This window comes from Desulfovibrio piger, from assembly GCF_012843875.1.
Taxonomy (GTDB): domain Bacteria; phylum Desulfobacterota; class Desulfovibrionia; order Desulfovibrionales; family Desulfovibrionaceae; genus Desulfovibrio.
The window spans coordinates 1-10,609 of the sequence record NZ_JABAFY010000066.1 but is presented as its reverse complement, the minus strand read 5'-3'; the positions used below and the strand labels follow the sequence as shown (position 1 = coordinate 10,609).

Here is a 10,609-nt window from a genome sequence, read left to right as displayed (position 1 = left end):
TTTACCGCCTTTGTTCATTTGGCATTTTCCATGATTTTACTCAGAAGAGTCATCAAGGAATTATGAAATGACTTCTAGACATATAAATAGCTTGAACACAAACAATAATCTTAAACAACCTACCTCTAGATATTGAAATAATAAGCACAAATAAACTTGCCGGACATATTGCTGTTAGTATATATTTTATTGCATACATTGGATAAGAAAATGCTGACAATAGAGCAATACAGAATGTGAAATACAAACAAAATATTGCTGCAAATATTATTTTCAAAATACCAATCTGTCTGTATATACACATAGCTTGTCCATTTTTCATATCCAACCCCCTATACTCTGTAAGCTTTCTGAATAAATGACAATTTGTGAGCTGCGTCATTTGTCGATTATTGCCGATTTCTATTCTAACCATTTTTCACAAAAACAAAAAGTCCTTCTCTCTTAATGTGGTAATCCCGTCCGCCCAATATTTAGCAACGTGAATCCACCATAGAGGCTACCATGTCTGCTAAATTTTCCATCCTGGACAAAACGGCCCCCCTCCGGGGCGTCTTTTCCATGCGGGTCATCGACCGCTCGGGGAAGGTCATCCGCGAGTACAGCGATCACAACATGATCGTGAACACGGCACGGGAAGCCCTTGCCAGGCTGGTGAGCGAGGGCGACCAGTCCAAACGCATCACCCGTTTCGCCGTCGGCGTCAACGACGAAACGCCTACCCCTGCGGATACCGTCATCACGGGCATGTATCGCAACGCCATCGTGGGGCATGATTTTCCGGAACCGGGCGTCGTACGGTTCAGGTGGCAGCTTGGCTATGAGGAGGCCAACGGCATGAATATCGTCGAGTACGGCCTGCTGTGCGACGATGACAGCCTGTTCGCGAGGAAGACGCGCGAGGCCATCTACAAGGCGAATGACATCGCCGTGGACGGCGAGTGGTCCATCATCTTCTAGGGGGCCCAATGGACGTTCTGAAAGAGTCGCCGGTCTGGGTCACGCCGGTCTACGCCATCGAGCGCACCGACCCCGTCATGGGCGGGGAATTCGGTATCAACAACGTGCAGGCACGACAGCTTGCCTGGCGTACCCAGTATCTGCGCGCCCTGCTGGCCATGGACCACCAGCCGGACGGATCCCACCTGCTTTGCGAGCACCACATCGCCCGTCTGGCGGCCATCGCCGAAAGCAAGCTGCGCCTCTCCGTGCCTACCGGACGGATACGGGAGGGCATCGACAGGCTGGATGTCATCCTGGCCGGTATCAAACAGGGCCTGGACAGCATCTCGGGCACCATGGGCACACCGCTCAGGGCCATCTATGACGCCCTGATGATGTCCTGGGAGTACGGCTACACCCGCTACGCTTTCGAGCTGTTCACGGACAATTTCTCCCTGCGCGACGCATTCCAGGATGTACGGGTCATCGAGACCATCGCCGGTGACGATTCCATCGACCTGGAAAACACGGCCACCATCGCTTCCGGGGAAGCCTACCTCATCATCGACCGCACGACCGGCATGCAACAGCAGGTGACCATCAAGGAGATCCTGACCGAGCGGCGTGTGCTGCTGCACGAGATCATGCAGTTCTCCACGAACGATACGGCCGTTCTCACCAAGAGCGCATGGAGATATGCCGGGAACAAGGCGGAAGCTGATGCCGGTGCCACGTACATGACCGTGCTGACGACGCTGCTCGACGGCATCGAACAGGGCAGCCTCATCATCAGCCACAAGGAAGACGTTCGCTTCATGGTCGAATACCACCGGGAAAGCGACAGCCCCACCGACTGGACGGAAGTGCCGTGCACACGGACGTACATGGATCAGGTCAGTGGCGATTACCGTTCCATATACGACGTCCCCGGCGGGCGCCTGGCTTTCCGCATCACCGCGCTGGGGGACACCGGCGTCGACCACATCGTCTTGATGTCCACCACGACGGGCGTGCTGCCCAGTACCGTGCGCACCCCTGTGGTGATCGCGCCCGACTTCAGGCTGCAGCGCTTCGGCGCCCTGTACGACGCGAAGCATGCCGGCACGGAGATCCAGTTCGCGCCGGACAACTACTTCGCCGACTCCGTCGAGACCGTGACGCTCCCGGCCTCGAGCGACCCAGCGCCTGTCTGGGGCCTGGAGGACACCGTGCTCGCCGCGCATCCCGTGGCCCCCGGGGAGTCCGTATGGTGGCGCGCCCGCTACAGGGCGGACGACGGCAATGTCTCCCTCTGGTCGGAAAGCGCCCAGTACAGCCGCGGAAACATGGAGGGCGGCGATGCCTGAAAAGAGAGCAATGCCTGAGAAAGCAATGCCTGAGCCTCAGATCTCATTCGCCGTTCCCTGCGAGCCGGTGTGGGATGAATACATCCGCCAGCTGGCCATCACGGACAGGGTGCTGGGCTACGACCCCCTTACAGGCGAGGACGGACCATCGAACATCCAGTGGCTCCAGCTTGGCAACCGTACGCTGTATCTGAGGAAGTTCCTGGAGACCGGACACAGCCTTGAGGGGCATCATGCCCTGAAGGACAAGGACTTCAAGCCGGGCATCAACATCCCGGAAGACCGTCTCGCCCTGGACCACGGCACGAAGGATCTGTATACGGCCATCGGCAAAGTCATGCTCACCGCCGAAGAGCTTCGTACCCGCGCCGACATGATGCAGGACGTGAGCCTGTCCTTCTCCGGTGCCATGATACGCCTCATCCCGCTGAGCCAGGAATACTCCGGGAACCGCAGTGCGTACGAGCTGTTCACGGACAGCGTGACTTCCATGCACTTCATGTCCACGAAACTGCTGGGAGAGATCGATGGCGACGAATCCCTGGACGTTGAAAGCACGGCCGGTCTCGAAACCGGCAAGTCGTACGTCGTATGCGACGAGGATGGCGGCAGGCCCGAAGAAGTCGTCATCATGTCCATCCTTACCGACAGGCGCATCCGCTGCACGGAGCGCCTGCACATCACGCGCGACAGCGGCTTCCTCGCGGCTACCAACCTGCTGGCGGATCCGGATAGCCTGACCGGCGCCGTGGCCAACGGTGACTTCACCTACATCTCGAAAGAGCTGGACGTGCTGGCGGACGCCTCTTCGGGCAGGCTGATCGTCTGCCGTTACAGCGGTGAGATAACGGCAACGGCGGAATACCGCCTGGCGGGAAGCTCCGTATGGCGCACCGCCGAGCCTCTCCCCGGACGTGAATACTCCGACGGGACGGTGGACGACAATTTCGCCCTGCCGCAGGGCACGATGACCATCCGCCTGCGCTACACAGGCGGGACGTATCCTTTCAAAGTCCGGTACATCGTCGTGCGCCCCGTGGTCGCTGTGACCTGGATCGAGGACATCAGGCAGCCGGAGATCTTTTCCGCCTCACGTCACGACGGAAATATAACCATCAGGGGAAGCAAATACGGAACTCTGTATGGAATCCCTATAGCGTACATGGAAGCCACCGTGTCCGCATCCGTGTACATGGGCGATGACGATTACAGCGTCACCATCCCGGCGGAAGACATGGAAGACGGGAGCATCACCTTTCCCCTGCCTCCTGAGCTGGCTGATGCGCCTGCTCTGTACCTGCGCATCCGGCATGCCGACACGGAAGGCAGCGTCTCCCGCTGGTCCGATATCTACATCCACATGGATCCCACGGTGTAACTCATGGCAGAGATTCGAGAAAAAGCCCGCTGGGTGGATGACATCTACCGCATCCAGAAGACGGATGCCATCCTCGGTGGCGAGGACGGTGTCATCAACATCCAGCCGACGCAGATAGTCCAGCGTACCGCTTTCCTGAAACAGAGCGCCGAGGCCGAGCACACGGAAGGCGGACGGCATCAGGTGACCAACGACATGGTCGCTGACGACGCGGCCATCGACGAGAGCAAGCTGCTGTTCGAGGTGCCGCTGAAGACGGTCACCCTGGCGCTGGAAGGAGCCACGAAAGAAGTCGGGGAGCTGAAAAAGGACGTCGTCGACGTCATCGGCAATGACGGCATCCTCATCCACGGCCTGACGAAGACGGTCCTGCTGGACTGGAAGTACGCGGACTTCGGCTTCGAATTCGAGATGTGGACCGGTGACCTCATCATGCGGGACATCGAAAACCGCACGGTCACCTGCGCGGTCGCCGACGACGACAGCGTCGATGTGACGGATTCGTCCGGTCTGCGCCGGGGCATGCGCCTGCTCATCTCCGACGGCGTCAACGCCGAGGAAGTCGAGATCAGGGAGCTGCTGGACAAGGGCCGCATCATCCTCAAGGACGTGCTGAAGAATACCTACCGGACACCGGCGATCCTCGGCTACACGGACTGGGAGATCGCGGAAGGACTGGCTACGGGCGCCCCGGGAGCCGTGTACTACTCCAAGATCACGACCGTGCTGGAACAGTCGCCGCGCGGCACGCTCGTCATACGCCGTGACACCGGTTCCGGAAAGCTGGCCGTCCAGTACCGTGACGGCCGCGTTTCCGGCGCGTGGAAGGACGCCACGCTGCACAAGGTCTCCATGACGGCCGATAAGCAGTGGTTCGACGAATATTACCTTGTCGACGGCGGATTCACGCAGCTGCGTGTGGCCGTCACGAAAAATGCTCCCGGCGTGCGGGTGAAGCACATGGCCCTGTTCTCCACCCCGGTGAAACAGAGCGTGCGCACCATCAGGACGCCGGACATCACGAGCCCCACCCCCAACCAGCAGGTGTTCCGCGACCTGCTGGTGCTGGACAACACCGGGTACTTCAATGCCTATCGCGACCCGTTCACAAAGACGGAATACCGCATCTCTGACAAGGCCACGGGCACGCCTGTGGTCACGTTCACTACCGGCAGACAGGCACCAATAGACCTGATCGATCAGGGCACGCTGCCGGTCAACGGCGCATACACGGTCGCCTGCCGGCACCAGTCCGATATCGGTGAGTGGTCTGCCTGGTCGGAGCCCACAGACTTCAGCCTCGTCCCGATCGAGATCTTTTTCGGCTTCCTGGGCGCCCTGCGGGCGACAGGCTTCAATGATGCAAGCTTCAACACCCTGGCGGCCGACCGTATACGGTTCGGCTTCTACGGCGCGGAGAGATCCGCTGGTTTCGGCGCCGCGTTGTTCACATCAAAACTTGAGGATTAGACATGCAGGCAAATGTCATCTGGGCGTCCGAAGCCCCGAAAAACAACGTGGCCGCCCCCAGCACCGACAAGCAGAAACAGGGCTGGATCAAGGAAGTCCCGCCCCACGAGTGGTTCAACTGGTACATGAACCGTACCGACAGCCGTCTGACACAGCTGGAAGAGCCGTGGACGGCGCATATCTTCACGTCCGCGGCCGGCTCACGCAAAGAGGCCATCCCGGCGAACGAAAAGTTCCAGCTTCCGGCTAAATACATCGTGGGCGCCGGTCAGCTCCGCGTCTTCCTTGACGGCATCCTCTGCGAGGCCGGGGAACGGGAACAGTATGTCGAGGCCGGACAAGCCGGAGACCTTTCGGACTACATCCGCTTCAACGACACCATCGACCCGTCCCACGACATACGGGTCGAGATCCCGGTAAGCGGGCTCCAGAACGCGGGCATCCTCGACGGGACCATCGTGACCGTCAAGGACCTCATGCGGCTGATCGTCCAGTCCGCCATGCTCGATTACGGCCTAGGCGTGATCACGGAACGCGCCGATTCCCTGCCGGGTACCCGCCTGAAGGAATACGCCGATGGCGATACGTATACCGTTCCCCAATACCTTGTCGGCGGGAACGGCCTGCAGGTGTTCGTGGACGGCCTGCTGTGCGTGCGCGGCGTCGATTACGACGAGGCCTCCGGCAGCGACGGCGACAGGGCCACGACCATCACCTGGCGCCGGGCCGTGCCCGTCACGTCCACCGTCTCCGTCATCTGCCGGGACGTCCGCGCCACCGTCATCCAATAGGACTTTCGCATGGCCACCTGGTCGACATCCGATATGAAAAAAGACGGGCAAACCGGCTGGCTTGTCCGTCTTTACGAAAAAAGTGTCAACGGCGTGCGGGAGTTCGGTCTGCCTTCGGAGCACTCCCGGGGAACTATCGCCGTGCGCCTGCCAACTCTGGCCGAACAGGCGCGAACCATGCGTTACCGTGACCCGCTGCCGCCCGGGAACAATGTGCCCAGTGGAGTGATCGACTTTCTGGATTGATCCCGGCTGGCGGCAGCACAGAGTTGGGACGTTGTAGCTTGGCAGGTTACCTCGATATGGTTTGTTTCAGCGCACGCAAGCAGTAATATATCTTTTTTGCAGCCTTTTTGGCCAACTCCCTGCGTCCTGAACCAAGAGGAAGCAGCGTATCGATGAAGGGAAGGCGCTTCACTATTAGCTTGATGGCGTCTTTTGACTTCTCAGATACAATTTGGCAGACCCAGTAGCTATAAGCAGTGAGCATTTTATCAGAATCTATTGAGGATTCAAATGGAATTAATTTTGCAAAATTTCTATCAAATTCTTTTGCATTTTCTAAAAAAGTTTCAAAAGGAGCACACAAATCAAATGATCTTGTCTTTATGACGGCAAAATCATCAAAAAATGTATCAATATATGATTTTACAAAATGAACTGCCGCATCCTGAGCAATAATAATTTCTGTTTTACTAACGTAATCAAATAAAAAAGAATCAAAGACTGGCAACCCATCATTGTAGCCAATACAGCTTGGAGCAATTCTGCTCATAAAGATTTCCCTGATAGATCCTGTTATCCTTGGGGTGAAATCATACAGGGGGTGCAGTCTAAACTCAGCTCTAGACGATCTAAGCGATGCCATGGAATTATTTGCATGGATAAAATATGATTCGATTTCATAGTTAAATACTTTTTTTAAAATATAATCTGCACGGCAAGAATACCCAACATCAAAAATTGCATTCTTTTTTCCAAGAAACTTCTGAAAATACTTTTCAGCACTCCTTCTATTGGCATCGACACACTTCTGAGAATATAAATTATTTGCGAAAAAAGTTAAAAAATGAATCTTCTCTTTAGTCGTTAAAAAACTTTTACCAACCTCTTTTTCTACTAAATCAACAGCTTCATTTAGTGATTGCTCATAACATGGCTTTAGCACAGCCATTAACATCTTTGCACTCCAATTCGCTCCATTATTTTCTAATAACGTATAAATATTATCTTTATTTTCTATCATCAATGGAACTAACGCCCTACGAGAAACATAGAGATAGTTTGTTTGAACTTGAAGATTAAATTTATTTTTAATATAATCAAAAGCCTCCTTAACAACAAAACCATCTCTCGCGAGAAACTGTATAGTATCAAAATGTGAATAATCAGTTTTCAAATGAAGTGAGCAGCCCAAAATATACATACCTAAAATTGCATACCCAATCTGGTACACATCATTATTAAAATCACTTTCCTTATTAAATTTTACATAAGGATTATCAAAAAAATTATTAGCAATAAGTGCCAAAGCACACCTGAACCCTAAAAAGCAATACGATCTCGTAGTGTTTATATAAGGAGATGTTTTTTGCAAATAGCTCCAGAAATTTCCAGAATATATTTCTGAACATTTTGAAAGCAAAAGGTCTATCGTTTTTGGCAAATAGATTGCAGCAATATCATGCCGAACAGCCATACAGAAATCAGAATGATAATTATCACCTATATGTACAATTTTCTTATTTTTATATTTATTTTTTACATATTTAAATATATCTCCAGTTGATTTTGTAATCCCAACCTGTGAAGAAACATAGATATCAAAGTTTTCAGTAGTATATTCACACTTTTTGAGCATTTTAGATATACAACTTTCGGAAAGATACATATCGGAGATGATGATAATCTTCTTACCAAGATATAATGCAAGCTCATAAAGTTCATATCCAGTTTTCCTTTTACTAATATACCGAAGCTCTATCTCTATTTCTTTTCTTTTTATTTTATTAATAAATTCAGCATCAAAACACGTCATATCAGATATTTCATCATAAATTTCATCAAGTGTAATATCTTGAGCATTACCATTTATTTTTTCTCTAGCAAGTCTTTCAGCCTCTATACGAATAGAAGAAAAACTAATAGTATCAACACAATTACACTCTTTAGACACATAATCATCTAAAATATAAAAAATATCAGTTGGATGGAAAAAAGGACGTACAACAAGCGTATCAAAGACATCAAAGCTTACTACATCACTTTCAATAATTTTTCTTTTTGCTTCATCTAATTCATTTTTTCCAAAAAGCTCTTCATAGTAAAAATAATTTTCATCGTTATCATTATAGATATAGTTATTATTTTTCATTTTTGACTTAATATACAAGATACTATCACTACTCTGAGCATTTTTCTCCCAACTATGAAGTACTCTATCATACCACTCATCCAAGTATATCCTATATTTCTCAGCACCACTAATAATACCAATGAGATAGTCAATATTTGAAAATACATTACATATACTTGAAACATGTTCTTTATAATTAGAAGTATCACTTGTTACATTACTGTCATGCCGACAATAATAGTAGTAGTTATTATGGACATTGGCAACTTTTCTAGCTAGTAAAAAGAACAGAGACGAAAACATAATGTCTTCGCACATAACAATATGCTGATCAATTGACTCCAGAAAAGAAAAAGCACGTTCTACCAGTTGACGTGTATAAAGTTTGTTCCACAAAACATGCCAAGTGAAATCTCGCCCTGCTTGCTCAAAAAAAGCCTGCTGCACATCATCTCCAACCAATTCAATATCTGTTTTTCGCAGAACAGAGCGTGGGAAATAAGTCACTGTAGCATTTCTATGGATATTAAAATCACCTACAACTATATCAGAATTTGTTTTTTCAATTTTACTGACAAGTGATCTAAACCAATCAACAGAAATAAAATCATCAGAATCAATAAACGATATATAATCACCTTTGCTATGCCTAAAACCAATCATACGAGCTTTAAACGAGCCAACATTTTTAGATTCTTCAATAAATTTAACATTATGTCTATCAGAGTATTTCTTCCTAACTGATGCAAAATCTCCCTGACTACCATCATTGACAATAATAATTTCTATGTTTTTATACGTATTAACAAAAATAGACTCCAGAGCAGAATCGAGATATTTTTCCGAATTAAATACAGGGATAATGACAGAAATAAGCTTTTCCATACTCTCTCCGCTTAATTATTAATTGCCATTTAAGAAATGTATATCTTTCAAAAAAGATGACGCCATCTCTCAACAAACATTTTCCAGCGGTAGTGTGCAGCCCTTCCTCCTTTGCGTAACGCATCCAAGGGTAGCATGCACAAGGGATACAGCACGTTGGCTAAACGGAACCAAAACGGGAATGCGTGTTTTTTGAGCAGGTACATGCGCCCGGCAGCGTAGCTGGCAATCTTGGCATCAGACGGCACATGCGCATCTGGCGAGGGATGGAAGACCCGGATGGGCGGGCAGCGCCAGACAGACGCGCGCTTGCGGGCCTCCAGCAGATAGTCCGTATCTTCACCACACCCGTAAGGCAGGCCAGTGCCTGGTCCAAGCTGCGAATCGAAACGAAGACCTTTTACAACTGTGGCTCGGAAGAATTGCACGCAGGTTCCCCTTGAGCGAATAGCGCTTTGGTGGAGAGGGCCTGTTCTACACTATTAGGTTGGGAAATCTGAGGAGAAGGAGTCCAGTGGCCCAACACAGCTCCAGCTTCTGGATGACGCCGGAAGGCCTCCACGACCTGGGCCAGCGTATCCGGCGCATACCAGCAATCATCGTCAGGGAAGGCAATAAGCTCTTCTTGTTCCAGCATAGGGAACAAGGCATTGCGTGCTGTGGATACGCCTTTGGATGGCAGATGGACATGTGACACTGGCAGAGCCTCATGCTGCCGCAAGAGGTCGTCCAGTATACCTGGTGCATTTTGGTCTGCGAGGTAGATATGAAAATTCGTATAGGTCTGCTGGCCTAAAGAAGTCAGCAGCCTGTCCAGCTCGCGAGTACGACCGACAGTCGCGATGCAGAGAGCTAGGCGTGGTGAAGCGCGCATAGAAATTAGTCCTTGTGGCGTCATGTGGGATGCAAGTATTTCATAGTCCTTCCTTACCTGTACTGTCAATTTTCAGGCACTACGAGGCCGACTCGTCAATTCACAGGTACGTTGAAAAAATCCGTATACATTTTCGCCAGTTCGCTTCCTGACGCCACGTCGAACGTTACCGTGTACGCCACGCAGTCCGCAGGGATCTCCACGACTGTCTCCGTATACGCCAGGTCGATCATGCCCTTCGGCACATGCAGGTCATCCAGCCGGTCGACGACCAGGTTCTTGCCATAGGCGAGCGCCAGGGCATTGCGCAGCCTCACAGACCCGCTTGCCGAAGAAGGCAGCATCTCTCCGACGAAGTCGAAGGCCGTCCTGTTCATGTTGCACATGACCAAAGTGAGCTTTCTTTCTGTTTCTTGTTTTTCTGCCAGTTTTTCTATGTTATCTGACATCTTCTTTTCCCCTGTAATTTGTTCATATATTAGTTCCCAGATTAGAGGATGTCCGGCATGTTTTTTGATTTTAAAAGGTGTGGTAATCTCGTCCCATGAAACAAACAGATTTTCGTGA

The 10,609-nt window shown here is 50.7% G+C and carries 10 protein-coding genes; 6 read left to right on the top strand and 4 right to left on the bottom strand.

Going from position 1 to position 10,609, the window contains the following annotated elements; translation table 11 throughout:
• Positions 1–504 precede the first annotated feature (504 nt).
• Genes HF854_RS11455 through HF854_RS11430 form a run of 6 tightly spaced genes read left to right on the top strand, consistent with a single transcriptional unit; the run spans position 505 to position 6,173 of the window.
• The gene (locus tag HF854_RS11455; protein WP_168936410.1) at positions 505–960 is read left to right on the top strand and encodes a hypothetical protein; all 456 of its coding nucleotides are present in this window, start codon (positions 505–507) and stop codon (positions 958–960) included.
• An 8-nt stretch (positions 961–968) separates the two neighbouring features.
• The gene (locus HF854_RS11450; RefSeq protein WP_168936409.1) at positions 969–2,288 is read left to right on the top strand and encodes a hypothetical protein; all 1,320 of its coding nucleotides are present in this window, start codon (positions 969–971) and stop codon (positions 2,286–2,288) included.
• A 25-nt stretch (positions 2,289–2,313) separates the two neighbouring features.
• Positions 2,314–3,666, top strand: a complete 1,353-nt coding sequence (locus tag HF854_RS11445; protein ID WP_168936408.1) for a hypothetical protein — start codon at positions 2,314–2,316, stop codon at positions 3,664–3,666.
• Between the two features lie 3 nt (positions 3,667–3,669).
• Positions 3,670–5,136 (top strand): hypothetical protein, encoded by a 1,467-nt coding sequence (locus tag HF854_RS11440; RefSeq protein ID WP_168936407.1) that lies wholly within the window; start codon positions 3,670–3,672, stop codon positions 5,134–5,136.
• A gap of 2 nt (positions 5,137–5,138) precedes the next feature.
• Complete coding sequence (locus tag HF854_RS11435) at positions 5,139–5,927, top strand: hypothetical protein (protein ID WP_168936406.1); 789 nt, start codon at positions 5,139–5,141, stop codon at positions 5,925–5,927.
• A 9-nt stretch (positions 5,928–5,936) separates the two neighbouring features.
• The gene (locus HF854_RS11430) at positions 5,937–6,173 is read left to right on the top strand and encodes a hypothetical protein (RefSeq protein WP_168936405.1); all 237 of its coding nucleotides are present in this window, start codon (positions 5,937–5,939) and stop codon (positions 6,171–6,173) included.
• Positions 6,174–6,219: 46 nt separating this feature from the next.
• On the opposite strand, the gene HF854_RS11425 is transcribed toward HF854_RS11430, so the two are convergent.
• From HF854_RS11425 to HF854_RS11415, 4 genes are all read right to left on the bottom strand, one after another.
• On the bottom strand, positions 6,220–9,168 hold the full coding sequence (locus HF854_RS11425; RefSeq protein WP_168936404.1) for an HAD-IA family hydrolase: 2,949 nt from the start codon (positions 9,166–9,168) through the stop codon (positions 6,220–6,222).
• Positions 9,169–9,215: 47 nt separating this feature from the next.
• Positions 9,216–9,596 carry a glycosyltransferase family 2 protein gene (locus HF854_RS12770; RefSeq protein WP_240937745.1) on the bottom strand — a complete coding sequence of 127 codons (381 nt, stop codon included), beginning with the start codon at positions 9,594–9,596 and terminating at the stop codon, positions 9,216–9,218.
• Positions 9,569–10,042: a glycosyltransferase family A protein gene (locus HF854_RS12765; protein WP_240937744.1), complete on the bottom strand. Its 474-nt coding sequence runs from the start codon at positions 10,040–10,042 to the stop codon at positions 9,569–9,571. The genes HF854_RS12770 and HF854_RS12765 overlap by 28 nt, the downstream gene beginning before the upstream one ends.
• 95 nt (positions 10,043–10,137) lie before the next feature.
• Positions 10,138–10,609: hypothetical protein (locus tag HF854_RS11415; protein WP_205906118.1), on the bottom strand; the 472-nt coding region annotated here is incomplete at its 5' end.

Excerpts from the sequence above, each read along its gene's own strand:
- HF854_RS11455 (WP_168936410.1), top strand. The coding sequence starts at position 505 with ATGTCTGCTAAATTTTCCATCCTGGACAAAACGGCCCCCCTCCGGGGC.
- HF854_RS11450 (WP_168936409.1), top strand. The coding sequence starts at position 969 with ATGGACGTTCTGAAAGAGTCGCCGGTCTGGGTCACGCCGGTCTACGCC.
- HF854_RS11445 (WP_168936408.1), top strand. The coding sequence starts at position 2,314 with ATGCCTGAGCCTCAGATCTCATTCGCCGTTCCCTGCGAGCCGGTGTGG.
- HF854_RS11440 (WP_168936407.1), top strand. The coding sequence starts at position 3,670 with ATGGCAGAGATTCGAGAAAAAGCCCGCTGGGTGGATGACATCTACCGC.
- HF854_RS11435 (WP_168936406.1), top strand. The coding sequence starts at position 5,139 with ATGCAGGCAAATGTCATCTGGGCGTCCGAAGCCCCGAAAAACAACGTG.
- HF854_RS11430 (WP_168936405.1), top strand. The coding sequence starts at position 5,937 with ATGGCCACCTGGTCGACATCCGATATGAAAAAAGACGGGCAAACCGGC.
- HF854_RS11425 (WP_168936404.1), bottom strand. The coding sequence starts at position 9,168 with ATGGAAAAGCTTATTTCTGTCATTATCCCTGTATTTAATTCGGAAAAA.
- HF854_RS12765 (WP_240937744.1), bottom strand. The coding sequence starts at position 10,042 with ATGCGCGCTTCACCACGCCTAGCTCTCTGCATCGCGACTGTCGGTCGT.